Annotated in this window: 23 protein-coding genes, 2 tRNA genes and 1 pseudogene; 10 read left to right on the plus strand and 16 right to left on the minus strand. The window is 61.2% G+C overall.

The genetic code is table 11. The annotated features are described in order from the left end of the window. Positions 1–439: 439 nt before the first annotated feature. Positions 440–1,528: a hypothetical protein gene (locus tag QMO80_RS09865; RefSeq protein ID WP_283199888.1), complete on the minus strand. Its 1,089-nt coding sequence runs from the start codon at positions 1,526–1,528 to the stop codon at positions 440–442. Between the two features lie 468 nt (positions 1,529–1,996). Between QMO80_RS09865 and QMO80_RS09870 the strand changes: the two genes are divergently transcribed. From QMO80_RS09870 to QMO80_RS33035, 5 genes and pseudogenes are all read left to right on the plus strand, one after another. Further along, entirely contained in the window at positions 1,997–2,572 is a 576-nt protein-coding gene (locus tag QMO80_RS09870) for a PE-PGRS family protein (protein ID WP_283200156.1), read from the plus strand. Between the two features lie 106 nt (positions 2,573–2,678). Beyond that, positions 2,679–4,394 (plus strand): type I secretion system permease/ATPase, encoded by a 1,716-nt coding sequence (locus QMO80_RS09875; RefSeq protein ID WP_283199889.1) that lies wholly within the window; start codon positions 2,679–2,681, stop codon positions 4,392–4,394. A gap of 17 nt (positions 4,395–4,411) precedes the next feature. Beyond that, positions 4,412–5,851 (plus strand): HlyD family type I secretion periplasmic adaptor subunit, encoded by a 1,440-nt coding sequence (locus QMO80_RS09880; protein ID WP_283199890.1) that lies wholly within the window; start codon positions 4,412–4,414, stop codon positions 5,849–5,851. A gap of 7 nt (positions 5,852–5,858) precedes the next feature. Continuing rightward, positions 5,859–6,137: a transposase gene (locus tag QMO80_RS09885; RefSeq protein ID WP_049733154.1), complete on the plus strand. Its 279-nt coding sequence runs from the start codon at positions 5,859–5,861 to the stop codon at positions 6,135–6,137. A 49-nt stretch (positions 6,138–6,186) separates the two neighbouring features. Beyond that, positions 6,187–6,392: pseudogene (locus QMO80_RS33035) on the plus strand (hypothetical protein). A 98-nt stretch (positions 6,393–6,490) separates the two neighbouring features. Here the strand turns inward: QMO80_RS33035 and QMO80_RS09890 are convergent. After that, complete coding sequence (locus QMO80_RS09890; RefSeq protein WP_283200157.1) at positions 6,491–8,494, minus strand: bifunctional diguanylate cyclase/phosphodiesterase; 2,004 nt, start codon at positions 8,492–8,494, stop codon at positions 6,491–6,493. Positions 8,495–8,752: 258 nt separating this feature from the next. Between QMO80_RS09890 and QMO80_RS09895 the strand changes: the two genes are divergently transcribed. Further along, positions 8,753–9,796, plus strand: coding sequence for a class I SAM-dependent methyltransferase (locus tag QMO80_RS09895; RefSeq protein WP_283199891.1), 1,044 nt, complete (start codon positions 8,753–8,755; stop codon positions 9,794–9,796). Positions 9,797–10,019: 223 nt separating this feature from the next. Here the strand turns inward: QMO80_RS09895 and QMO80_RS09900 are convergent. The 10 genes from QMO80_RS09900 to QMO80_RS09945 all read right to left on the minus strand — a co-directional run bounded on the left by QMO80_RS09900 (position 10,020) and on the right by QMO80_RS09945 (position 16,039). Further along, positions 10,020–10,095, minus strand: a tRNA-Phe gene (locus QMO80_RS09900). Positions 10,096–10,274: 179 nt separating this feature from the next. Continuing rightward, the gene (gene yacG / locus QMO80_RS09905) at positions 10,275–10,487 is read right to left on the minus strand and encodes a DNA gyrase inhibitor YacG (protein ID WP_283199892.1); all 213 of its coding nucleotides are present in this window, start codon (positions 10,485–10,487) and stop codon (positions 10,275–10,277) included. A 38-nt stretch (positions 10,488–10,525) separates the two neighbouring features. Continuing rightward, positions 10,526–11,146 (minus strand): Maf-like protein, encoded by a 621-nt coding sequence (locus tag QMO80_RS09910; protein ID WP_283199893.1) that lies wholly within the window; start codon positions 11,144–11,146, stop codon positions 10,526–10,528. 55 nt (positions 11,147–11,201) lie between these two features. Beyond that, complete coding sequence (gene infA, locus QMO80_RS09915; RefSeq protein WP_003545338.1) at positions 11,202–11,420, minus strand: translation initiation factor IF-1; 219 nt, start codon at positions 11,418–11,420, stop codon at positions 11,202–11,204. A 123-nt stretch (positions 11,421–11,543) separates the two neighbouring features. Then, the gene (locus QMO80_RS09920) at positions 11,544–12,029 is read right to left on the minus strand and encodes a low molecular weight phosphatase family protein (RefSeq protein ID WP_283199894.1); all 486 of its coding nucleotides are present in this window, start codon (positions 12,027–12,029) and stop codon (positions 11,544–11,546) included. Beyond that, positions 12,026–12,499, minus strand: coding sequence for a UPF0262 family protein (locus QMO80_RS09925; protein WP_283199895.1), 474 nt, complete (start codon positions 12,497–12,499; stop codon positions 12,026–12,028). Before QMO80_RS09925 ends, QMO80_RS09920 begins: the two co-directional genes overlap by 4 nt. Positions 12,500–12,503: 4 nt before the next feature. Beyond that, entirely contained in the window at positions 12,504–13,802 is a 1,299-nt protein-coding gene (gene hisD / locus QMO80_RS09930) for a histidinol dehydrogenase (protein ID WP_283199896.1), read from the minus strand. A 115-nt stretch (positions 13,803–13,917) separates the two neighbouring features. Next, positions 13,918–14,349, minus strand: a complete 432-nt coding sequence (locus QMO80_RS09935; protein WP_049732879.1) for a DUF2948 family protein — start codon at positions 14,347–14,349, stop codon at positions 13,918–13,920. A 96-nt stretch (positions 14,350–14,445) separates the two neighbouring features. Beyond that, complete coding sequence (gene murA / locus QMO80_RS09940; protein WP_088939387.1) at positions 14,446–15,738, minus strand: UDP-N-acetylglucosamine 1-carboxyvinyltransferase; 1,293 nt, start codon at positions 15,736–15,738, stop codon at positions 14,446–14,448. A gap of 106 nt (positions 15,739–15,844) precedes the next feature. Continuing rightward, positions 15,845–16,039 carry a hypothetical protein gene (locus QMO80_RS09945; RefSeq protein ID WP_049732877.1) on the minus strand — a complete coding sequence of 65 codons (195 nt, stop codon included), beginning with the start codon at positions 16,037–16,039 and terminating at the stop codon, positions 15,845–15,847. A gap of 156 nt (positions 16,040–16,195) precedes the next feature. On the opposite strand from QMO80_RS09945, the gene QMO80_RS09950 reads away from it, so the two are divergent. Both QMO80_RS09950 and QMO80_RS09955 read left to right on the plus strand, forming a co-directional pair. Further along, positions 16,196–16,270 (plus strand) — tRNA-Thr (locus tag QMO80_RS09950). 407 nt (positions 16,271–16,677) lie between these two features. Further along, positions 16,678–16,920 carry a DUF982 domain-containing protein gene (locus QMO80_RS09955; protein WP_003588688.1) on the plus strand — a complete coding sequence of 81 codons (243 nt, stop codon included), beginning with the start codon at positions 16,678–16,680 and terminating at the stop codon, positions 16,918–16,920. Positions 16,921–17,189: 269 nt separating this feature from the next. Here QMO80_RS09955 and QMO80_RS09960 read toward each other — a convergent pair whose 3' ends face one another. Together QMO80_RS09960 and QMO80_RS09965 are read right to left on the minus strand one after the other, a co-directional pair. Then, positions 17,190–17,453 (minus strand): hypothetical protein, encoded by a 264-nt coding sequence (locus tag QMO80_RS09960; RefSeq protein WP_283199897.1) that lies wholly within the window; start codon positions 17,451–17,453, stop codon positions 17,190–17,192. Between the two features lie 58 nt (positions 17,454–17,511). Further along, positions 17,512–17,772, minus strand: a complete 261-nt coding sequence (locus tag QMO80_RS09965) for a BON domain-containing protein (RefSeq protein ID WP_283199898.1) — start codon at positions 17,770–17,772, stop codon at positions 17,512–17,514. Between the two features lie 176 nt (positions 17,773–17,948). On the opposite strand from QMO80_RS09965, the gene QMO80_RS09970 reads away from it, so the two are divergent. Then, the gene (locus QMO80_RS09970; protein WP_283200158.1) at positions 17,949–18,215 is read left to right on the plus strand and encodes a hypothetical protein; all 267 of its coding nucleotides are present in this window, start codon (positions 17,949–17,951) and stop codon (positions 18,213–18,215) included. Positions 18,216–18,322: 107 nt separating this feature from the next. Next, entirely contained in the window at positions 18,323–20,383 is a 2,061-nt protein-coding gene (locus tag QMO80_RS09975; protein ID WP_283199899.1) for an ATP-dependent helicase, read from the plus strand. 13 nt (positions 20,384–20,396) lie between these two features. On the opposite strand, the gene QMO80_RS09980 is transcribed toward QMO80_RS09975, so the two are convergent. Both QMO80_RS09980 and QMO80_RS09985 read right to left on the minus strand, forming a co-directional pair. Further along, positions 20,397–21,449: an enoyl-CoA hydratase/isomerase family protein gene (locus QMO80_RS09980; RefSeq protein ID WP_283199900.1), complete on the minus strand. Its 1,053-nt coding sequence runs from the start codon at positions 21,447–21,449 to the stop codon at positions 20,397–20,399. Positions 21,450–21,519: 70 nt separating this feature from the next. Further along, positions 21,520–23,478, minus strand: coding sequence for a bifunctional diguanylate cyclase/phosphodiesterase (locus QMO80_RS09985; RefSeq protein ID WP_283199901.1), 1,959 nt, complete (start codon positions 23,476–23,478; stop codon positions 21,520–21,522). Between the last annotated feature and the right edge of the window lie 11 nt (positions 23,479–23,489).

Below are 23,489 nucleotides of genomic sequence, written 5' to 3' on the forward strand. Positions count from 1 at the left end.
GGCTTTCGCCGCATTCACGTACGGCGAGCATGTCAACAAAACTTCCAAAGGCACTGAAAAGGCAACCGATCCGCTAGAAATCTGTCCAGCAAAGAGCTGCCGGATATACCGATCCGTCGATCGGCATGGCTTTATCTTCCTATCTCAATTCAAAGCAATCGCAGACCTCGACAGCAAAACGGCAAAAGCGAAAAGCAACAAAAGCCTGAGATCGCCTATGACCCGTTATGATTACTGAAAACTGCGCCCTGAAGACGCATTAATGCCAGTTAGCATCGGTCGGCAGCACCGCGCCGGCGCCGACCGATGCGATTGCACGCCATGTCGGCCCAGGAGACGAAAGCCGGGCAGAGGAGGTGATTCAACATATGGCTTGAAAAAGGCACGAAGAACAATCTCGTGCGGTTGGGTCTGCGCAATACAGATGGGGAGACTATCCCTAGCTATGCATGAAACTCAGAATGTCGTCTACGAGAGCCGAATGGGCGTCCGTGAGGTTACCCTCTCCGCCATGGCCTGCGATGCCGGCCAGCTGAAGCGCGTGCTGGTCGTAGAGAACATGATCGGTCTGCTGGGCGTCCGCCGTCCCGCCGGCGGGAACGGCAATATTGATGGGATGGAAATAGCCGACATTGACGTCGACCATGCTGCCGGTTGACGATCCAACGCCGCCGCCACCGCCGGCATGATTGCCGGTAAAAATCGTGTCCGACGAAAGGTTGAAGCCGCCGCCATTGCCGCCGATGCCTGCGATCTGCACGGTGCCCTGATCGAAAATGACATTGTTTGTCTGATGGGCCTCCGCCGAGCCGCCTGCGGCGCCGATGGCGATGTTGATCGGCGAGAAGATGGCAATACTCACGTCGACCATGCTGCCGACGAAATATCCATCGCCGCCGTGGCCGGCATAAAAATCGCCGGTCAATGTCAGCGCCGTTCCCGGGCTCATCGACGAGCCATGGCCCGCGACATTATGGTCTCCGCCCGAACCGCCCATGCCGCCGATCTGGGTTGCGCCCTGCAGGAACATTGCGTTGTTCGATTGCTCGGCGTGAGCCTCCGCGCCGGGGCCTGCAGCCACGGCAGTATTCACGGGGGCAAACAGCGCGACTTCGGTGCTGACCAGCCCACCGTAGAAGACCCCGTTGCCCCCGGTGCCGGCATGATTGCCGCCATCGCCGCTGCCGATGGCGACATTGCCGCTGCCGCCATTGCCGCCGATCCCGGCCATTTCGGTGGGATGCTGATTAATGAGCGCATCGTTGCCCTGGAAAGCACCGGCACCCGAATGAGGTCCCGCAATAGCCGCATTGGACGGCATGAAGACGGCCAGCGCATTGCTGCTGATCACGCCTTCGCTGATCCCGTCACCCCCGCTGCCGGCTGAATTGTGACTTGAACCGGAAGCGACATCCAATGGAAGCCAGGTCGGCACCAGTGCCAGATGCCCCGCGGCCACATTGGAGGCGAGGTGTTGATCGGTGCCCGTCTTGGGCAGGTCTTCCAATAAGGGCCGAGTTTCCGCCATTGCCGTCTCCATTCGCGGCCGACCGCACGTCCACCGAGCATGCGGCGCTATGCAGCCTGAATTGTTCCGGCATTGTGCCTCCGAACGTGGGAAAAGCAGAGCCTGCAATTCGTCTACATCCTGTCGGCTAGCTCTATAGCCATTTGGCTGTCATATCAGCAGCGCCGGTTGTGCGCGTTTGCGAGCCTAAATTCGCCTTTGAATGAGAGGCGCTGGCGTCGCTTCGACGAGGTCACAGACATGACCATGACACCCTGCACCAAATCACCAAGCATCAATCAAAATAACGCTCCGCCATTCCAAGTATACATCCGAAGGAATGCCGCCGAATATCTAGATAGGCCACAGATTAAATCGCGGGCAATATTCGCCGGCGGTTGTATTGGCTGCGGTGACATGCTGGACGCAGGCCGCAGGGGGACGCCGTCAAACGAAATCAGACGCAACGAAGTAGAAGGAGTGACATCAATGCCTATTCCACAAGTATCCGACACGATTCACCTCAATCACCCAGATGCAGGTGACGCCAATGCCGGCAACGGCGGTGAGGGCCACAATGATGGAAACATCAACTACAACCCGGTTGCCTATGTCACGCCCGTGCAGACGGTCTCCGGAGCAACGACCGATCTGCACAACGGCGATCACGTTTGGCAGACGGCAGCTTGGGACGCCGGCCATGGCGGACCCGGTGGCTTTACCCAGGCCCAGAACGGCTTCCTGGCGGCAATCTCGAACAGCGGCGCCGGCGGCGCGGGCGGAGATTCCAACTCCAACGGCAGTCAAGGAAACGCAAGCGGCGGCGACACGGCTGCGGTAGCCGCGGCAACGACCGCGACCCAATATACGCAGCTTGTGGCCGATCAGCATGCCACCATCCTCGCAGGCGTCGGCGGCAACGGCGGCAATGGGAACAATGCTCTGGGCGGCGACATCTCGTCAGCTCTGGTTCACACCAATCCCGACACGACGACGGTGAACAATTCCCTCGATCACTTCATCAATGCCTTCGGCCATATCGACGTCGACCATCTCGGCTCCTAACCTCAGGCCCTGAAGGTCGCCGGTTTCGGCCGGCGACCCTCCTCAATTGCCGAACCTGCAAGCAGCCTCCTTTTGTCAGTATCAAGTGCAGCAGCGAGATCTGATAATGACAACGATTTCCATAAAGCCACCGCGGCCGCCGACACAGCTCGTTGTTGCGCTTCGGGCTTGTGCCGGAGCCTTCGGGTTGGTCTTCCTTTATAGCTGCGGCTACAATCTCTTTCTTCTCGCGCCTTCCCTCTATCTTCTGCAGATCTATGACAGGGTCATGTCGAGCCGAAGTGTCGACACGCTCGTGATGCTGACGATCATCATCGCCGCCGCCGTGTTGGTCGGGTCCACGCTGGATATCGTGCGCAGGGCAGCTCTTTCGCGCATCGGCAGCTGGCTGGACCACAGGCTCCGGCCCATGGTGCTCACCGCATCGTTCGAATATGCCGCCCGCGCCGATACGGGAGCCGCCACGGAGTGCTACAGGGATCTCGCCGCATTGCGCCAGTTCCTCGATTCACCGGCCAGCTCGCTGTTTTTTGACGTTCCCTGGGCGCCGGTATTCCTGCTTCTGCTCTTTCTTGTTCACCCGCTGCTTGGGACCATCGGTCTTCTGTGCGCAGTTGCGCTGCTGCTGTTTGCGTTGCTGACGGAACTGGCGACGCGAGAGCCGCTTGCCCACGCCAATCTTGCCCTTTCGAGGAGCTATCTGCGATTTGCGACGGCGCTGAAAAACCTCGAGGTGATCCGGGCCATGGGCATGCAGGACGGCGCAGCGCTGATCGTCTACCGCGATGCGGAATTGGCAAGAAGGGCCCAGGACATCGCGATGCATCGCACGGAGATCATAATAGGTTGCTCCAAATCGATCCGCACACTGGCGCAGATCCTGATGATGGGATCGGCGACATGGCTGGTGCTCGCAAACAGCGGCAGTCCCGGGATCATCTTCGTCTCAAGCCTGCTGCTCGGGCGCGGGCTTGCCCCTATCGAGGGCGCAATAGGGGCATGGCGCTCTTTTGCCTTTGCGCGCAACGCCTTCAATCGCTTGAACAGAATGCTGATAACAGTCGCATCGGAACGCGATGACCGCATCGTGCCGCTGCCGGAACCCAATGGCCTCCTTCTCGACAATGTCAGCTATATCAAGCCATTCGCCGATCGGCCGATATTGAGTGATATCACCTTGCGCCTGGCACCGGGCGATTGCATAGCGCTCATCGGTCCGTCGGGATCGGGAAAATCGACACTGGGTCGCGTCATGGCAGGCGTTGTGCCGGCAACGAGCGGATATGCGCTTCTCGGTGGGGTCGATATCTCGGCTCTGCGCCTTTGCGGGGGGGCCGGCCACGTCGGATACCTGCCGCAGGACATCGAACTCTTCGGCGGCGCAATCAAGGATGTGATCGGCCGGCTGGATGGCGCAGATCCCGGCAAAGCGATCGACGCCGCAAAGCTGGTTGGATTGCACGAGGCGATCATGCGGCTGCCGCAGGGCTACGAGACCGATATCGGCGAAGGTGGAAGCCTGCTCCTTCGGGCGCAGCGCCAACAGCTCGGACTGGCACGGGCGGCCTATGGAAATCCGTCTCTGATCGTCCTCGACGATCCGAATTCCAGCCTGGACTACGACGGCGAACGCATGCTGTTTACGGCCATCGAGCGCATGAGATCCCGGGGGATGACCGTCGTTATCATCACGCACCGGATGGGGATCCTGCCGGTCACCAACAAGATCGCCATCATGCGCAACGGGACGGTGGCTGCCTTCGGCGACAGCGAGCGGATCTATGAAACCTATCTTCAACCGCCGTCTCGAACGGGAACCTAGGGAGGAGGGACGCTGCCATGACCCTTGTTCCACTGGACGCCACACCGGCGAGATCTTCGAATTCGTCAAGGATGGGCGAGTTGTTCCCTCGACGCTCGACAGCCAGGCAGCAGGCCGCCTATGCGCCGGTGATCGAACAGAAACGGCGCGGACCCGCCGCCCCTTCGCCCATGCCGGGGCTCAGAGGCGTTGTCTGGACGGGCAACCTGCTGATCCTGGTTTTCATTGTCGGATTGGGAATCTGGTCGGTTCTGGCGCCGCTGAAAAGTGCCGCGATCGCATCGGGCGTTATCGAACCGGAGTTCAGCCGCAAGACCATTCAGCATTTGGAAGGCGGAATTGTGCGGCGGATTCTCGTCAGAAACGGCGATGCGGTGATGGCCGGGCAAATCGTGATAGAACTCGACGACACGAAGTTCCGCTCGGAGCGCGACAGCATTCAAGGGCAGCTTTGGGACGCCGAAGGAAGCCGCGCCCGCCTGTCCGCGGAGCAGACGGGCGGCGATCATGTCGCCTATCCCCAAGATCTCAGGGCAGCAATCGACAAATATCCTTCGGTCAGCGCTATCCTGATCGGGCAACAGAAAATCTTCGAAGCCCGTCGCCGGGTCGTGCAGGCGGAAATTCAGATCGCCGATGAAAAAATCGCGCAGGTGCGGCAGGAAATCGTCGGACTTGGCGCGCAGAAAGCGGCTCTGGCCGACAGAGCCGCAATCTCGAGCCAGGAACTGGAGCAGGTGACCGCCCTCAACGCCAAAGGGCTGGAAACAAGGAGCAGGCTTCTCAACCTCCAGCGGGAAAAAGCAGACATCGATGGCCAGCAAGGTCAAATCGAGGCACAGATCTCTCGCGCCTACCAGGTGATCAGCGAGACGCAGGCCGATCTCGCAAAGCTCGAAAGCGACCGGCTGAGCGAAGTCGCCCAGGGTATGCGCGCTGCGGAAAGCCAGATCATGCAATTGCGCGAGCGCTTGCGGGCGATCGACGATCAGCTATCGAGGACCGATATCCGGGCTCCCGAAGACGGAACGATCATGAACCTGCGCATCCACACATCAGGCGGAGTGATCGGCGCGGGCGAACCGCTCGTCGATCTTCTGCCACGCGCCGATCGCCTGATCGTGTCCGCCCATGTCAGACCCGAGGACATCAATCTCGTCCATGCGGGGCTGGAGGCACAGGTTCACCTCCTTCCATACAATCAGCGGCGCGTTCCACTGCTGAAAGGGCGGGTCGAGTATGTGTCAGCCGACCGCCTCACCGACACGCAGAGCGGCCAGCCCTATTTTGCCGCGACGATCCGCGTGACGGACGAGCGGCTGGCGAAAATGCGTGATGTCGAACTGGTGGCCGGCATGCCCGTACAGACATTGATCGAAACCGGCAAAAGCAGCGTCGCGCTCTATGCTGTCAGGCCACTGCTCGACAGTTTCAACAGAGCATTTCGTGAGGACTGAAGCGGTGATGGGCAAGAGAAAATTCGACGACGATCAGATTACGGGCATTCTGAAGGAGCACCAGGCCGGGGTGACGGTGGCAGATGTCTGCCACAGATATGGCATCAGCGAGCCGACTTTCTATCGGTGGCAATCCCTGCAGCACGGAAATGTCGGCCTTCATGCCAGAAGGCTGAGAGCCCTGGAGGAGGAGAACCAGAAGCTCAAGAAGCTTCTGGCCGAATCCATGCTCTCGGCGGCAACGCTGAGCGAGATGCTGGCGAAGACATCGAAGGGGCGAAACTAGAGCCTTTCCTGGTCAGATTGAAGCATTCTGTTGGCTCAAACGGAGTCGGATGGTCGACCGGCCGGCGCGCGTCGTAGCCCGGCTCTACGGCCAAGCCGGCCGGTCGATCAGCCGGCCCGTTTCAGCCAACCCGAAGGGGCGGGCATCTTTTCGCCAGGATCAGAGGCGATCGGCTCGGACGTACCTGGAGGTATGCCCTTCGCCAATCGCCTCTGCCCTGACGAAAACCTGCTCCGGCAGAATGCTTCAATCTGACCAGGAAAGGCTCTAACCTCAGAGGTTGGTCACCTTCCGGCCCTCTCAGGAACGCAGTAGGATATTTTTGGGCGAGAGCGCCTTGATGGGATCTGAACCTATGGGCCGTTCCCGAACAGGCGTTTGGAATCAGCGCCCCTGACCATCCCGAACGGCAGCACGTTATCATTTTCAAACTGAGCTGCCGGCGCGGGGCGTCCGATGTAATATCCCTGCAGCTGGTTGATTCCGTACTGCTGCATCAGTCTCTGATGCTCAATGGTCTCGACGCCTTCGATGAGGATTCGCACGCCGCGATTGCGCAGCAGGCTGATGATGTCGAGCAGCATCCTCTTGCCTCTTTCGGTGCTGCAGTCATGGAGGAAGGAGCGATCGATCTTGATGGTGTCGAATTCTATGAGGCGAAGCCAGGAGAGACCGGCGAACCCCGTGCCGAAGTCGTCGAGCCAGACCTGAGCGCCCAGCTTTCTCAGGTCGCTGATGCAGCGAACCACATCCTGGTCGATTTCCAGCTCCATTCCTTCGGTAATTTCGAAAGCAAGCCGAGCGCCCGTCACGCCGAATTCTGCGAGTGTGGCTGCGACATAGCTGGCGAAACCCGGCATCTTGAGTTCAATCGGCGAAACGTTGACGCTGGCGACTTGCACCAGGTCGGTTGCCAACAGGTCCCGGCAAACAGTGCGAATTGCCCATCGGCCGAGTTCGATGATCGACCCTGTCCTTTCCGCAACCGGTATGAAGATGGCAGGCGCCACGGGCGTTCCATCCAGCATCCTCAAACGCATCAAAGCTTCAACAGCGTCGGTCTTGCCTGTCTGGACGTTGCGGATCGGCTGATAGACGAGGGAGACAAGACCGTGTTCAAGCGCGATCTTCAGGGTCGTGGCGATGTCCTCGCTGTCGTCGCTGCAATGCGGATCATCAGGATCGAAGACCACGAGGCTGTTGCGACCCGTCGCCTTGGCGGCATAAAGCGCCCGATCCGCTTCATGAATGACCTTGTCGACCTGCTTGGTCTGGTCCCGCGTATAGGATAGGCCGACACTCACGGTGATGACAGTCGTCCCGTCTCGCCTGTGCTCGTGGGGCCAGGCCAATGCTCGGACGGCAGCACACATTGCTTCTGCGAGTTCGGTCGCTCTTTCCAAACTTGGCATTGGTGTGACGACCAGGAATTCCTCACCACCGTATCGCCCGATGACCGCGCCCCAGGACGAGGCCACGCTCTGGAGAAGCTCGGAGACAGCCACAAGGCACCGGTCGCCTTCCTGATGGCCGTAACAATCGTTATAGCGTTTGAAATAATCGACATCGATAAGCAGAACGGCAAAGCGCGCCCTATGATCCTGCCAGCGCTGCCAATGATCACGCAGACGTTGATCGATTGCCCGGCGATTTTCGAGGCCCGTCAACGAGTCCGTGTTTGAGAGGTGCAAAAGTGCCTTGCCCCTCTCGTCGGCAGCGGCTTGCTGCAAACTGGCTTCAAGCGCATTCAGGAAGACTTTGTAGCGCTCCCTATTGAGCTGAAGGTTCACGTACGAGGTAAAAATAAAGCAGGAAATACAGAACGCGCCGAGGATCAGCTTGTGGAGAAGCAACATCGGCACGAACAAATAGAGGGCGCCGATGAAGATGAGCACGTTCGTTGCGGAGGCGGCAAGCGCAACCGGAAAACGGAAACTGAAGAACAAGTTGACGCTCATCATAAAGATCGCGCCAAAAACCATATAGTAGGAGAACGCGTCCCTGATCGTGGTCATCTGGCCGGTCAGAAGCCAGACAAGATAGGCTGCCAGCACGGACACCGCCGCGGCCATGTCGATCGTATCGGCCTTTGCTTTGCAGTAGAGCAAGAGTTCCAGCATGCAGAGCGCAGTGACGCCAACCGCCAACCGGCCAGCGATCGTGTACCGGACGACATCGCCGATAAAAAGATAGTCCGTGAAAGAGTAGGCAAGGTAAGTTGCTACCGCGATCCAGAGGCCCTTGCGCGTCGCGCTCGTTCGGCCGCTCTCGCTCTCCTGCTTATAAAGGAGACGCAACTGTTCTGGCGACAGTGCCGGCCGCGCGGCGGCGACTGCGGTCTCGGCTAACACGTGCATCATGCCCCTGCCACCCAAAATCTTCCAGCAGTTGCCCCACGCAAACCGCTAGCTGAAGCTGGGATAGCCCTACACAGACCCCTCATCAACCGATAACGCTCGAACGATCCCAAAGCGGGCAGAGTATCTCTTCGGTTCACTAATATTTTCTAAAGCTGAGACGTGCATTGGGGACAGTGCAACCTTGACGCTTGACTTCATGAGAATGCTTAAGATTTTATGCAATCTTTTAAATCTCCATTCACCGATGAGGTTTTCGTGGCTCAGCCCCTCTTTTCCCTTGATGGCCAAAGCTTGATTACACCGCAGTCCGTCAGCAATAGGTTCGCCTCCCCCAGCAAGGATAATGAAACAGACCGCCTGCGAATTGTGGAGGCTGAGTTTGTCATTGTCATCAACATTGCAATGCAGCGGTTCGCCGCGGGCAAGGACCTGCCTGAAGCAGTCAGGTGGCTGATCGGTCAGCTCCACGACATCCGGCATAAATGCGGCGCTGCGGTGTGGCAGCAGCTCATCCCGCTTATTCAGGCCCATCCCTCGGCAGAGATTCTGCAGCAGTGCCCGTTCACGCGTTGGTCTTTTGAAAAACCTCGCGGCTATTCCGGTGATGCCAGTCTTATAGACTTTATCTATGGGCACCCGGCAGTGGCCGAAGAAGTGGCCAGATCCACCCCTCTCGGTCTGAATATCTTCGAATACACGATCAACGCTCCCGGCCCGGTCGCCGTGAGGGAACGCCGCGACACCCTGACCCGCTACGTCGATGAGACCGCTGCGCGGACGGGTTCGGATACCGAGATTCTGGCCATCGCCGCCGGTCACCTTCGCGAAGCGGAGGCATCGAAAGCACTTGCAGAAGGCCGCCTCAAACGCTGGGTTGCTCTTGATCAGGACCCCGAAAGTATCGGCTCGATCTCCAGCCAATTCCACGGAACGTCTGTCGAGCCTATCCATGGATCTGTGCGCGGCCTACTGGCGCGAAAGCATCAGATCGGCACCTTCGATCTGATCTACGCAGCAGGGCTGTACGATTACCTCACGGATAAAGTGGCAATCCGACTCACGCAGATTTCCATGGAAATGCTGAAACCGGGTGGCGTCTTTCTATTTGCCAACTTCTCCGACGAGATGGCCGATGACGGATACATGGAATCCTACATGAACTGGGAGCTCCTCCAGCGCTCCGAGGCCAACATGTGGCATATTGCCAACAGTAGTGCGGCGGCAAACGCGGTCGATAACACGGTCTGGTTCGGTGCCAACCGCAACATCATCTACAGCGCCATCAGGAAACTGTCGTAAGCCTCGATGGGCCGGGCCGTTCAACTGTCACGTGAACGCGACGCCAATGCCGCCCGGTAACTGGCCCCCGCCGCCTCGCTTTATATCGGCCCGCCATTGAGCGGGCCGTTTGCTTTTAAGGCCCTCGCTACCACATTCCGCTTTGCTACCAGTATGCGACCACGGACCACAAAACGGAGCATTCGCCGGCCCAAAAAATCAGCTAATTGCAAGGAAATCAAAGTGGTGCCCAGGACCGGAATCGAACCAGTGACACGCGGATTTTCAATCCGCTGCTCTACCAACTGAGCTACCTGGGCAACCTGCTTCCGATGGTTCTTTTTAGAAAAAGAACCGCGGAGCCTTGGTGCGCCCCGGAAGCGAGCGGGGTTATAGCATCTTGTTCGGCCATGGCAAGCGGTCAAACGACACTTTTTTGACGGTCTTGCGCATTTTGCGGATTCATGAGGAAAAATAAGAGCTTCGCTGGCCGAATTCTCTAGTTTTCCTCATCGGGATATTCGGCCTTCGTTTCGTCGTCGGCAACGGGAATCGCGTAGGCGCCGGCCAGCCAGCGGGAGAGATCGACCTCGCGGCAGCGGTTGGAGCAGAAAGGGTAATGTTCGCGGTGTGAGGGTTTGCCGCATTCGGGGCAAGGGCGCGCCTTGCGCAGCGGTTCGACCTTGGCGGCGGCTTTCTTGTCTTCGGGCATGATCGGTCCGTCCTAATTCAGGAGTCGGCCTTCGGGCTTCAGCCCTCCGGCCACCGGCTATGCACGTCGAAGCCTTCGCCGGTCAGAAGCACAATGGTTTCATAAAGCGGCAGGCCGACGACGTTGGTGTAGGAGCCGACCATCTTCTGCACGAAAGTGCCGGCGAGGCCCTGGATGCCATAGGCGCCCGCCTTGCCGCGCCACTGGCCGGAGGCCAGGTAGTTTTCGATCTCGAAACCGGAGAGCCGCTTGAAGCGCACCTTGGTCTCGACGATCTTCTGGCGGATCTTGCGATCCGGCGTCACCAGGCAAACGCCGGTATAGACGAGATGGTTGCGTCCCGACAAAAGATGCAGCGAGTTCAACGCCTCGTCGGCGAACTCGGCCTTGCCGAGAATGCGCCGGCCGACGGCGACCACCGTATCGGCAGACAGGATATAGCTGCCCTTCCAGGTGATATCGCCCTTGATGGCGGCAAGGGCCGCTTCCGCCTTCTCGGCCGAAAGCCGGCGCGCCAGCGAACGCGGATGCTCCGACTTCTTCGGCGTCTCGTCGATATCCATCGGCATCAGGCGCGAAGGCTCGATGCCGGCCTGGTTGAGCAGGTCGACACGGCGGGGCGAGCCCGAGGCCAGAATGAGCTTGTATTTCAGCGCCATGGAACCTCGACCATCGGCAGACGGGGGGAGCCCCCTTGCAAAACCTTGGGCAAGCTTACTTGAAACGGTAGGTGATGCGGCCCTTGGTCAGATCGTAGGGCGTCATTTCCACGAGCACCTTGTCGCCGGCAAGAACACGGATACGGTTCTTGCGCATGCGGCCGGCGGTGTGGGCGATGATCTCATGTTCGTTTTCGAGCTTCACGCGGAACGTCGCATTCGGCAGAAGTTCGGTGACGATTCCAGGGAATTCGAGGACTTCTTCTTTCGGCATATAGTGGTTTTCTTCCTGTGGGTTGAAGAGGCAGCGCAGCGCGCGCCCTTAAAATTTGGGCGGAAACTACACAATCAACGAAGGTTTGTGAACCTTGTTGATCAGGCTTTCCTTTATTTGTTTTCATGCCGATTGCGCGGCAATGCCATTTCGTTTGAGCAGCCGGCTTTCGATGAGGCCGGCCAGGTGATCGCGGACCTCGCGGTAGCTCTCCAGAATCTGCTCGCGCGTGCCGCTGACGACGGTCGGATCCATGGTCGGCCAGTAGACGACATCGATCGCATTCGAGCGGGTCAGCTCGAGGGCGGCATGATGAGCCTGCGGCGACAGCGTGATGATCAGATCGAAATAATCGTCCTCGAGTTCCTCAAGCGTCTGCGGCAGGCGGCGCCCGAGGGAAAGCCCGATCTCATCGAGCACGACATCGACGAAGGGATCGCGCTCGCCGGCGCGAACGCCGGCGGACCTTATATAGGTATTACTCGGCAGAATGCTGCGGGCGATGGCTTCGGCCATCGGCGAGCGGATGGCGTTCATCCCGCACATGAAGAGGATGGCGCCCGGCCTCTTTCCCTCCTCGATGTCGGCGGCGCGATCCATGGCCGTCATCCGCGCCAGTAGAGCACGCAGACCAGGGTGAACAGGCGCCGGGCGGTGTCGAAATCGACCTCTATCTTGCCGGCCAGCCTGTCCTTCAGCGTCTGCGAACCCTCGTTGTGGATACCGCGCCGGCCCATGTCGATCGCCTCGATGCGGCTTGGCGTCGCCGAACGGATCGCTTCGTAATAGCTCTCGCAGATCATGAAGTAATCCTTGACGATCCGCCGGAAGGGGGTGAGCGACAGGATATGGGTGGCGACATTGCCGCCTTCCTCGGTGGTGATGGCAAAGACCAGCTTGGAATCGACCAGCGAGATGTTCAGCCGGTAAGGCCCGCCGGCATGGCCGATCGGCGCAAAGCTGTTTTCCTCGATCAGATCGAAGATGGCGACGGCGCGCTCATGCTCGACATCGGGCGTCGAACGGCCGATGGTATCGTCGAGGACGACGTCGCAAAGCCGGAAATCGCCCACCGCCATCCCTTCACCTTTCGAGGTTGAGGCGGATCGCGACCGATCGCGCATGGGCATCGAGGCCTTCGGAGACGGCCAGCGCGATCGCCGCGGGGCCGAGGGTGCGCAGCTCGCCCGGCCCGAGCCGCAGGATCGAGGTGCGCTTGACGAAATCGAGCACCGAAAGGCCGGAGGAGAAGCGCGCCGAACGCGCCGTCGGCAGCACATGGTTCGACCCGCCGACATAATCGCCGATCACTTCGGGCGTATGGGCGCCGATGAAGATCGCGCCGGCATTGCGGATGCCGTCAAGCAGCCGGTCGGGATCGGCGACGGCAAGCTCCAGATGCTCGGCGGCGATGCGGTTCGCCAGCGAGATGGCCTGCTGCAGATCGGAAACGAGGATGACCGCGCCGAAATCGCGCCAGCTTATCGCCGCCGTCTCGGCGCGGTTCAGCGTCTTCAACTGGCGTTCGACCGCCTGCTCCACCGCCTTGCCGAATTCGGCATTGTCGGTGATCAGGATCGCCTGGGCGCTGACATCGTGCTCGGCCTGCGCCAGGAGATCGGCGGCGATCCAATCCGGATTGTTGTCCTTATCGGCAATGACAAGCACTTCGGAGGGGCCGGCGATCATATCGATGCCGACGGTGCCGAAGACATGGCGCTTGGCGGCAGCGACATAGGCATTGCCGGGGCCGGTGATCTTGGCGACCGGGGCGATGGTCTCGGTGCCATAGGCAAGAGCGGCGATCGCCTGGGCGCCGCCGACACGATAGACTTCGGTCACACCGACAAGCTTGGCGGCGGCAAGCACCGCCGGATTGACCGCCCCGCCGGTGGCGGGAACGGCGATGACGATGCGATCGACGCCGGCAACCTTGGCCGGCACGGCATTCATCAGCACCGAGCTCGGATAGCTCGCGGTGCCTCCCGGAACGTAGAGACCGACCGCTTCGATCGCCGTCCAGCGCGAACCGAGGCCGACGCCGAGATCGTCCTCGTAGATATCGTCCTTCGGCAGCTGCCGGCGATGATGAGATTCGATGCGCAGCGCCGCGAGCTTCAGCGCCCCCAGCACTTCCGCAGGCACCGCCTCGACGGCCGCGTCGAACTCCTCAGGCGTGACGCGCATCGGCACGGTGGCGAAATCGATACCGTCGAACTTGCGCGAATATTCGGCAAGCGCCACATCGCCGCGGGCCCTGACATCATCGATGATGGCGCGAACGACGGTGTTCACATCCTCGGAGACTTCACGCTTCGTCGTCAGAAAGGCGGCGAAACGCTGCTCGAAACCTTCCGATGCCTGATCCAGCCAGATTGCCAAGGCCGATATTCCTTCTCAACTCGAAACTGCGATGTTCAAACGTCAAGCGTCAAACACTCATTGTTTTATGCATGTCGTTATCCCGGAACCGCAGCACACTTCCGGGCGACATGCATTAGCGGTGACGAGGCTTGGAGGAAGCCTCCCAGGCACCGCCGATATCGGCGAGCTGCACCTCGATGCATTCGACATCGAGCGCAATCGAGGCGGTGCCGGACAGCGACAGCTCGATCGTGCCCTCCGGCCCCTCGCCCTTCTGCTCGAAACGCAGCGCCAGCAGCGACAGCACCTCGTCGCGTTTGCCGCGGTCGATGCCGAGCGAGCGCACGGCCAGCACCCGCTTGAACACCAGGGCGGCGCGGCGACGCTCGAAACCCCGGCGCTTGCGCTCGGCACCTTCCCAGACGAAACGATTGACGGCAAGGGCGAACTGCGCGTCGCGCGGCGACCAGTCGATATCACCGACCTTGAAGACGCTGTCCTGCATATGCGCGGAAATGATCGCGAGGTCCTCGTCATCGAGCGCAACAAGCTTCAGGTCGGTCATTCAGGCTTAATCCCCAGCAGGCACCGCCGGAATGGCGATGCATAGACAAGGGAAATAAGATGCTGCGGGCAATTACGCAACCGGGATGAGCGCTGCTTACTCGCTGATGCGCTCGACGACGGCGCCGCAGCGGGTCAGCTTTTCCTCGAGCCGCTCGAAACCGCGGTCGAGGTGATAGACGCGGGAGACCGTGGTTTCGCCCTCGGCGGCAAGGCCGGCGATGACGAGCGAAACGGAAGCGCGCAGATCGGTCGCCATGACGGGCGCGCCGCGCAGGCGCTGGACACCCTCGATCTTCGCCGTCTGGCCGGACAGCGTGATCCTGGCGCCGAGGCGGGCAAGCTCCTGCACGTGCATGAAGCGGTTTTCGAAGATGGTCTCGGTGACGTGCGAGATGCCGGAGGAGCGGGTCATCAGCGCCATGAACTGCGCCTGCAGGTCGGTCGGGAAGCCCGGAAAGGGATCGGTGACGATATCGACCGGCTTGATGCCGGCGCCGTTGCGCCTGACGCGCATGCCGTTGTTGGTCGACGAGATGTCGGCGCCGGCGCGGCGGAGCGTCTCCAGCGCGGTGTCGAGCAGCGCCACATCGGTATTTTCGAGCACGACGTCGCCGCCGGCCATGGCAACCGCCATGGCATAGGTGCCGGTCTCGATGCGATCCGGCAGCACGCGGTGGCGGGCGCCGGAGAGCGAGGTGACACCTTCGATGGTGATGGTCGCGGTGCCGGCGCCCGAGATCTTGGCGCCCATGGCGTTCAGGCAGTTGGCGAGATCGACGACCTCAGGCTCGCGGGCGGCATTGCCGATGACCGTCGTGCCGCGGGCAAGCGTTGCCGCCATCATCAGCACATGGGTGGCGCCGACGGAGACTTTCGGGAAGGTGTAGCGCGCACCGATCAGGCCGCCATTCGGCGCCTTGGCGTTGATGTAACCGGCGTCGATTTCCATGGTGGCGCCGAGCGCCGTCAGGCCCTCGATGAAGAGATCGACGGGACGCGTGCCGATGGCGCAGCCGCCCGGCAGCGACACGCGGCAGTGGCCCTCGCGCGCCAGCAGCGGGCCGATGACCCAGAAGGAGGCGCGCATCTTCGAGACCAGCTCGTAGGAAGCGGTGGTATCGACGATGGTGCGGCAGGTGAAATGGATCGTGCGGGCGTAGGAATCCTCCTGGCGCTCGCGGCGGCCGTTGACGGCGACATCGACGCCGTGATTGCCGAGGATGCGCATCAGCAGTTCGACATCGGCCAGATGCGGCACGTTTTCCAACGTCAGCGTATCGCTGGTCAGAAGCGAGGCGATCATCAGCGGCAGTGCGGCATTCTTGGCGCCGGAAATCGGAATGATGCCATTCAGCTCATTACCGCCGACGATTCTGATACGATCCATGTGCGCTTACGGGCCGCGCCCGCCTTTCCTGAAAATACTGCCTTGGAATAGGAGTGGGGTGTTTAGGGGATTTTTCGAGACGCTTCAATTCGCGACGGACGGAACATTACGATTCGTCCATTTTTGCGGCGGGCAGTCCACTTGTTTCGTCGGCCTGGCCCGAACGGCGGGCGCGCACCTGCTGTTTACGCCTTGAAAGATTTTCCCGCAGTTTTTCGGCGGCGCGCTCGCGGCGCAGTTTCGCCTGTGCCTCGATTGCCTCTTTGCGGCTCTGCTGGCCGGTTTCGGTCTTGTCGTTCATGTCACAGGATTAGCCGAATTCGCGCCGATCCAAAAGGCCCTTGCATCCCAATCCACGCGAAGTTGGAATTTGCTGCTTGCGCTTGCCGCCAAGCTGTGGCAATAGCCGCCCCGTTCCCGCGATTTGAGCCACCCGGCTCGCACGGGTCCTGGTCCTGCTGCCGTAGCTCAGTGGTAGAGCACACCCTTGGTAAGGGTGAGGTCGGTGGTTCAATCCCACTCGGCAGCACCAGTTTTCTCTCTCAGGTACCGACATCATTTCTCGCGCGCTGGGCTCGCCCCTCATCCGGCTGCCGCCACCTTCTCCCCGCTCGCGGGGCGAAGGGACCATGCCGCGACTTCTCAGTACCTCTCCAGCGTCTAGCAGGGCACGTCCCCTCTCCCCGTTTTTTACGGGGAGAGGGTTAGGGTGAGGGGCAGCCTTCGGCGCGAACCGGACGGCGTTGCAGCAAAATTCTCTGCACGCCCGCAACCGCGATCCGTGCTGCCCCCGCTGACATTTCGCCTCAGCAGCAACAGACGATTCACCATTGTTGGCCGTGAAAATCACGCTAGAATGGCTGTTATGGCGGCGGCTCCGCGGAGGAATAGGGAGGCGCTGCACCCTTTGTTTCTGTCGACAATCGTGGAGGAGCATTGATGGCAACTGAAAAATGGGACAGCCCGGTCAAGGTCGGTTTCGAAGATGCCGACGCGCGAACGGTCAGCGGGCCGTTCGATGCGCTGAAATGCCTGGCGGATTTCTGGCCGAACTCGCGGGGGCTGCGTTATATCAAGGCGCGCAGCACCTGCCGGGCAGCACTCGATGGGCGCAAGAGCGTGGAGGAAGCACGAGCCGAATTCCTGGCTGCGGCCGAAGAGGCGAAGCTGAAGTTGCATTAGAGCGCCCAAGCGTCCGACAGGACGCGGAAGCACGCTCCGCCACGATGAACTGGGTCCTTCGGCCGGCATTTCCGTAAACGGAGTGTGCCGGAACGGTGCGACGCTTTAATTTACTTAACCCTGCATCGAACCTATGGCGGGTTTTGGTGCAACGGGCGTTGTGCCCGGGATAAGTCTATTCATAAAAGACACGCAGCCATCATGATGATGGTCAGAGGCTCGTCACCTCTGCGGGAACGCAGGCGAGCCTCGTTTGGGCAGGACTATTTTCAGCAGTCCGCGCCACCCTCACTTTCCACCTCGATATAACCGACGCCGATGATCGTGCCATCGCCGGCGCGGATGAAGGAGGGGAGATACTGCGGTTCTGCCGGCGTGCAGGCGATGGCGCCGGTATATTCATTGAGGGCGACCTGGTCCTTCGGCAGCGCCGAATAATTTGTGCCGGTTTCCAGCGAGGCATAAGCGGAACCGGCAAAAACGCCGGCCGATATCATGGTGATGACTGCCAAGAGGCGAGGAAGCGACTGCATGAGGGGTCTCCAGCGTTTCGATCCGGCATTTCAACCCGCGGAAGGGCACTTGGTTCCCTCAGCGCCGCAACAGGCGACTATGGACATAACTTCGGCCGACGATGCTCTCGGCGATCGCGACCGCCCGCTCGACATCGCCGCGCCGGCGCACGAAACCGTCGAGAATGACATAGGAACCGAGCATGCCGACGGTAATCTCCTCAGCGTCGAGATCTGCGGCGGCATGAAGAGCGCTCTCCACCGAAGCGCGTGTCGCCGCATCGCCATGGCCCTGCCGGCCGGGTTCGTCATGGTCGGGGAATACAGGAAACCCGGTCACTGAAGCGTCTCCTGAAGTTGGTATGTCAGGTTAACGCCGCAACAGCGCTTTCGTTGCGGTCCGCCGGTCTCGACCGGATATTCGCGCGCATTTCTACAGGACCCGGTGTGGCCTGCCCTTGGCGGAAGGTGCCGCGCTTTCCATATTTAGTCGCAGCCGAAAGAGGGATGACGACAATGAAAGTGCTGCTGCCCGCTTTGTTTGCCGGGGTCTTGCTCGCCGGTTGCACGTCAGCCGATACGCCGGCGCTGGATCCCATTCCCGGCAGCATCACCTATGGCGGCCAGCCGCGGACGAAGCTCACCAAATCGCCGGTCGGCAGCGCCGTCCACCACCAGTTCTACGACGGGACCGGCCAGCGCGTCGAGGAAACCTACATTCTTCAGCCGGATCGCAGCCTGAAGCTGGTGCGGCGCGTGGTAGGGCCGGATTTCCCCGATTGAGGCACCCCTCCTGCGCCAGAATGCTTGACAGCGGCTGAAATCGCGAACATTCAAGGAACATCTAATCTTTCCGCAGTGATTCTGCGGAAGCCCGACCGGACGGCTGGATGTATCTCGAAAAGCTCAATCCCCAGCAGCGCATGGCCGTCGAGCATGGCACGCTCACCGACGGCAGCCATATTGCCGGGCCGCTGCTGGTCATTGCCGGCGCCGGTTCGGGCAAGACGAATACGCTGGCGCATCGGGTCGCCCATCTGATCGTCAAGGGCGCCGATCCGCGCCGCATCCTGCTGATGACCTTCTCGCGGCGGGCCGCCGCCGAGATGGCGCGCCGCGTCGAGCGCATCTGCCGCGATGTGCTGGGTGCAAATGCCGGTATCATGGCCGATGCGCTCAACTGGTCCGGCACCTTCCACGGCATCGGCGCGCGGCTGTTGCGCGATTATGCCCAGCAGATCGGCCTCGATGCCGATTTCACCATTCACGACCGCGAAGACAGCGCCGACCTGATGAACCTCATCCGGCACGATCTCGGTTTCTCCAAAACGGAAAGCCGGTTTCCAGCCAAGGGCACCTGCCTTGCCATCTATAGCAGGGCGGTGAATTCGGAGACGGCGCTCGACCAGGTGCTGCGCGACGCTTTTCCCTGGTGCGCGGCCTGGGAGAAACAGCTGCGCGAGCTTTTCGCCTGCTACGTCGAGGCCAAGCAGAGCCAGAACGTGCTCGATTACGACGACCTGCTGCTCTACTGGGCGCAAATGGTCGGCGAGAGCGTGATCGCCGAGGATATAAGCAGCCGCTTCGACCATGTGCTCGTCGACGAATATCAGGACACCAACCGGTTGCAGGCCTCGATCCTGATGGCGCTGAAGCCCCAAGGCCAGGGGCTGACGGTCGTCGGCGACGATGCGCAGTCGATCTATTCCTTCCGGGCAGCGACGGTGCGCAACATTCTCGACTTTCCCGCCGCCTTCAGCCCGCCCGCCAATATCGTCACGCTCGACCGCAACTATCGCTCGACGCAGCCGATCCTGACAGCCGCCAACGCCGTCATCGATCTTGCCTCCGAGCGCTTCACCAAAAATCTGTGGACCGAGCGGCAATCCTCCGAGCGGCCGCGCCTGGTCACGGTACGCGACGAGGCCGAGCAGGCACGTTATGTCGCCGACATGGTGCTCGACAATCGCGAGGAAGGCCTCAAGCTCAAGCAGCAGGCGGTGTTGTTCCGCGCCTCGCATCACAGCGGGCCGCTGGAGGTCGAGCTGACCCGGCGCAACATTCCCTTCGTCAAATTCGGGGGGCTGAAATTTCTCGACAGCGCCCATGTCAAGGACATGCTGGCCGCCCTTCGCTTCGCGCAGAACCCGCGCGACCGGGTGGCGGGCTTCCGGCTGATGCAGATCCTGCCGGGTGTTGGGCCGTCGACGGCGCAGAAGGCGCTCGACCTGATGGCCGAGGACGCGAGCCCGATAACGGCGCTGGCCGAAATGCCGGCGCCGCCGCGCTCCGGCGAGGACTGGACGGCATTCGTTTCCATGCTGCAGGAGATGAAGGCGGGCAAGGCCGGCTGGCCGGCGGAAATAGAGCTGGCACGGCAATGGTATGCGCCGCATCTGGAACGGCTGCACGAGGATGCGGCGACCCGGCAGGCCGATCTCCTGCAGCTCGAGCAGATTGCCGGCGGTTATGCCTCGCGCGAACGTTTCCTCACCGAGCTGACGCTCGATCCGCCGGATGCGACCAGCGACCAGGCCGGCGTGCCGCTGCTCGACGAGGACTATCTCATCCTCTCGACCATTCATTCGGCCAAGGGCCAGGAATGGACGAGGGTCTTCATGCTGAATGTCGTCGACGGCTGCATTCCGAGCGATCTCGCCGTCGGCGCCAGCGCCGAAATCGAGGAGGAGCGCCGGCTGCTCTACGTGGCGATGACCCGTGCCCGCGACAGCCTCGACCTCGTCGTGCCGCAACGCTTCTTCACCTACGGGCAGAATGCGCAGGGCGACCGGCACGTCTATGCCTCGCGCAGCCGCTTCATTCCGGCAACACTGCTGCAATTCTTCGAGGCCTGCAGCTGGCCGCAGGTGAAATCGGAGACCGCCGCGCAAGCGCATGTGCGGCAGATGCGCATCGATGTCGGCGCCCGCATGCGCGGCATGTGGCGATAAATCGAGTATCGTCTCAGAGAGATAGTGGCGGTTCGGCCGGTTTCAGGAAACGCTCGACCATTGCCGCCTCGACGGCCTCGACACTTGCCGGCGACCATTTCGGATTGCGGTCCTTGTCGATGACGGCGGCGCGGATGCCTTCGAAGAAATCCGGATTATCCAGCATCTGCAGGCAGGCGCCGAGTTCGCGGCCGAGGCACTCGGCAAGCGAGGCGCTGCGGCGGCCGGCTCTCAGCAGCGCCAAAGCGAGTTTCAGGCTGGTCGGCGAACGTGTCAGCAGCACCCGGCGGGTCTCGGCGGCGAAGTCGCCCTCCTCCCCGGCAAGGGCTGCCAGGATCTGCTCGACGCTGTCGAAACGAAAGGCGCGATCGATCATCGCCGCATTCTGCCTGAGCCGGCTTTCTCCGGCAGGCTCCGCAAGCCCCCGCAAGAGGGTATCGACATCGCTGGACGCGCTGCCGCGCGGCAGGGCCGACAGCGCCTCGATCACCGCGCCGAGCCGCGACGAGGCGATCTGCAGATCGGCAAGCCCGGCATGGATCGCGTCGGCGGCACCGATATCGAGCCCGGTCAGGCCGAGCCATGTTCCGGCCTCGCCGGGCGCCTTCGGCAGCAGCCAGGTGGCGCCGACATCGGGGACATAGCCGATGCCGCTTTCGGGCATGGCAAGCCGAGTGCGCTCGGTGACGATGCGGTGGCGGCCGTGCGAGGAGAGGCCGACGCCACCGCCCATGGTGATGCCGTCCATCAGCGCGACATAGGGTTTGGGATAGACGGCGATCAGGTGGTTGAGGCGGAATTCTTCCCGCCAGAAGGTTCCGGCGAGGCCGTCGCCGGCGCGGGCGCTCTCATGCAGGGCGCGGATATCGCCGCCGGCGCAGAAGCCGCGTTCGCCCTCGCCCGTCGCCACGACACTCGCCACTGCGGCATCATCGGCAAAGCCATCAAGCGCGTCGGTGATCATCCGGATCATCGGCAGCGTCAGGCTGTTCAACGCCCGCGGCCGGTTGAGCCGGATGATGCCGGCAGTGCCCTGCCGCTCGATAATGACTTCGCCGTCCTGCATGGTTCACCTCATCTGTTACGACTAGGAATAGCCGACGATGCGGCATGGCTCCAGTCGATTTAAGGTCGATTCAGGCAGACAGCGAATCCCGGGCGGAGGCCGCGGCCTCGCAGCGGGCGGCGTAATCGATGGCAAGCTCCAGCGGCAGCGGCCGCGAGAAGTGATAGCCCTGCGCCAGGCGAACGCCCATCGCCTTCAAGCCCTCGGCGATCGCCTCGCTTTCGACGCCTTCGGCGACGGAGGCAATGCCGAGATTCTGGCAGAGACTGGCGACCGAACGGGTGATGTTCATGCAGCGGGCGTCGCGATCGAAATTCATCACGAAGGCCTTGTCGATCTTCAGCTTGTCGAAGCCGAGACGGTGGATATGGCTGAGGCTCGAATAGCCGGTGCCGAAATCGTCGAGCGCGATCGAGATGCCGGCAGCGCGCAGCATTGAGATGACCTGGTCGGCGGTGTCGAAATCGGAAAGCAGCGCCGTCTCGGTGATCTCGAACTCGATGCGCCGGGGATCGATGCCGGAGCGGTTGATCATGCCAAGCAGCGCCATCGAGGTCTCGTGGTCGCAGATATCGCGCGCCGAAAGATTGAAGGAGAGTTTGAGGTGGCGGGGAATGATCGCCAGCGCTTCGAGAGCCTTGGCAAAGAGGATGCGCGTCATCCGGCCGATCACGGCGGTGCGCTCGGCGGCGGGAATGAAAGCTTCGGGGCTGATGCGGCCGAAGCGGGCGCTGTCCCAGCGAGCGAGCGCCTCGTAACCGACGACACGGCCGCTCTTCAATTCGACGATCGGCTGATAGTCGAGTTTCAATTCCCGGGCGAAATCGCCTGCCTGCAGCTCGAGTTCGATCAGGTAGCGCTGCGTCAGGATCTTCTCGTGCTCGGCTGAAAAGAATTCGACGCCGCTGCTGCGCTTGCTCTTGACCTGGTAGAGGGCAAAATCGGCTTTCTCGTAGAGATCTTCGGCGGTGTATTGGCCGGCGTCGGGATAGACGATGCCGCAGGAACCGAAAACGCGAACCGAGCCATCGGGGATTTCGAAAGGATCGCGGACGGCGGCGCAGAGCGCCTGGCCGAGATCGGCGATTGCCTGGCGTGTCATCGAACAGGGGAAGATGATGCCGAATTCATCGCCGCCGAGACGGGAGACGATGCCCTCTTCGCCGACCAGCGCGCTGAAACGGCGGGCGGTCTCCTTGAGCACGAGATCGCCGGCGGCATGGCCGAAGACATCGTTGACGGGCTTGAAGCCATCGAGATCGAGAATGCCGATGACGGGTGGCCGAGACGGGTGCTTCTGCAGCCGCTGTTCCAGCGAGAGAAAGAAACTGCGGCGGTTGGCAAGGCCGGTCAGCTGGTCGTGCAGGGCGTTGCGGCTGTTGACGAGGTTCAGCTCTTCGGCTTCCGCCCGCTTCTGCTTCAACTCCTCGGTCATTCGCACGAGGCCGACGAAGTTCTGGAAATAGCTGTCGATCACCCGGAGAAAGGGCAGGATCAGGAAAAGACCGCTGACGGCGGTCGCGACGAAAACCGGATTGCCCGAGAACATGAAGGTCACGACCATGGCCGAGAAGGTGATAACAGTGGTCAGCACCGCCGCCAGCGGCAGATGCATCAGGCAGAAGATGCAGGAAATCCCGGTGACGACCAGGAAATAGGCGATCTGGCCCTGCTGGTACGCATCGCCATATTGATAGAGCGCGATCGCCCAGCCGCCGAAGGCAACGCACAGGATGCAGGCGCCCGCTATGGTGACCTTCATCAGCCGGTAGGCCCGCTCGGCAGTGATGTCCTTGCCCCTGGTCTCCCACCAGCAGAGCCGGAAAATACAGACGATGCTCAAGCCGACCGGAATATAACAGGAGAGCCAGAGAGGCGCGGATTGGAGATGGGTGATCGCCACCGCAAGGGCATTGATGATCAAGAGAACATAGAGAATGGGGATCTGCGACGACAGGGCCTGGAACTGCGCCGTCAGAAAAGTCGGATTGTCTTTTTGCAGCCTCAGCGAGGCTAGAAAGTTCCTCATCTTCTCTTGTT

Source organism: Rhizobium sp. BT03 (genome assembly GCF_030053155.1).
Lineage (GTDB): Bacteria > Pseudomonadota > Alphaproteobacteria > Rhizobiales > Rhizobiaceae > Rhizobium.

Coding starts and splice junctions, on each gene's coding strand:
- QMO80_RS09870 (WP_283200156.1), top strand. CDS start 1,997: ATGCCTATTCCACAAGTATCCGACACGATTCACCTCAATCACCCAGAT.
- QMO80_RS09980 (WP_283199900.1), bottom strand. CDS start 21,449: ATGCAGGACGGCGAAGTCATTATCGAGCGGCAGGGCACTGCCGGCATC.
- QMO80_RS09970 (WP_283200158.1), top strand. CDS start 17,949: ATGAAAGTGCTGCTGCCCGCTTTGTTTGCCGGGGTCTTGCTCGCCGGT.
- QMO80_RS09945 (WP_049732877.1), bottom strand. CDS start 16,039: ATGAACGACAAGACCGAAACCGGCCAGCAGAGCCGCAAAGAGGCAATC.
- QMO80_RS09985 (WP_283199901.1), bottom strand. CDS start 23,478: ATGAGGAACTTTCTAGCCTCGCTGAGGCTGCAAAAAGACAATCCGACT.
- QMO80_RS09975 (WP_283199899.1), top strand. CDS start 18,323: ATGTATCTCGAAAAGCTCAATCCCCAGCAGCGCATGGCCGTCGAGCAT.
- QMO80_RS09955 (WP_003588688.1), top strand. CDS start 16,678: ATGGCAACTGAAAAATGGGACAGCCCGGTCAAGGTCGGTTTCGAAGAT.
- QMO80_RS09885 (WP_049733154.1), top strand. CDS start 5,859: ATGGGCAAGAGAAAATTCGACGACGATCAGATTACGGGCATTCTGAAG.
- yacG (WP_283199892.1), bottom strand. CDS start 10,487: ATGCCCGAAGACAAGAAAGCCGCCGCCAAGGTCGAACCGCTGCGCAAG.
- QMO80_RS09960 (WP_283199897.1), bottom strand. CDS start 17,453: ATGCAGTCGCTTCCTCGCCTCTTGGCAGTCATCACCATGATATCGGCC.
- QMO80_RS09875 (WP_283199889.1), top strand. CDS start 2,679: ATGACAACGATTTCCATAAAGCCACCGCGGCCGCCGACACAGCTCGTT.
- QMO80_RS09935 (WP_049732879.1), bottom strand. CDS start 14,349: ATGACCGACCTGAAGCTTGTTGCGCTCGATGACGAGGACCTCGCGATC.
- QMO80_RS09910 (WP_283199893.1), bottom strand. CDS start 11,146: ATGGCGCTGAAATACAAGCTCATTCTGGCCTCGGGCTCGCCCCGCCGT.
- QMO80_RS09880 (WP_283199890.1), top strand. CDS start 4,412: ATGACCCTTGTTCCACTGGACGCCACACCGGCGAGATCTTCGAATTCG.
- infA (WP_003545338.1), bottom strand. CDS start 11,420: ATGCCGAAAGAAGAAGTCCTCGAATTCCCTGGAATCGTCACCGAACTT.
- QMO80_RS09920 (WP_283199894.1), bottom strand. CDS start 12,029: ATGACGGCCATGGATCGCGCCGCCGACATCGAGGAGGGAAAGAGGCCG.
- QMO80_RS09890 (WP_283200157.1), bottom strand. CDS start 8,494: ATGCACGTGTTAGCCGAGACCGCAGTCGCCGCCGCGCGGCCGGCACTG.
- QMO80_RS09925 (WP_283199895.1), bottom strand. CDS start 12,499: ATGGCGGTGGGCGATTTCCGGCTTTGCGACGTCGTCCTCGACGATACC.
- QMO80_RS09865 (WP_283199888.1), bottom strand. CDS start 1,528: ATGGCGGAAACTCGGCCCTTATTGGAAGACCTGCCCAAGACGGGCACC.
- murA (WP_088939387.1), bottom strand. CDS start 15,738: ATGGATCGTATCAGAATCGTCGGCGGTAATGAGCTGAATGGCATCATT.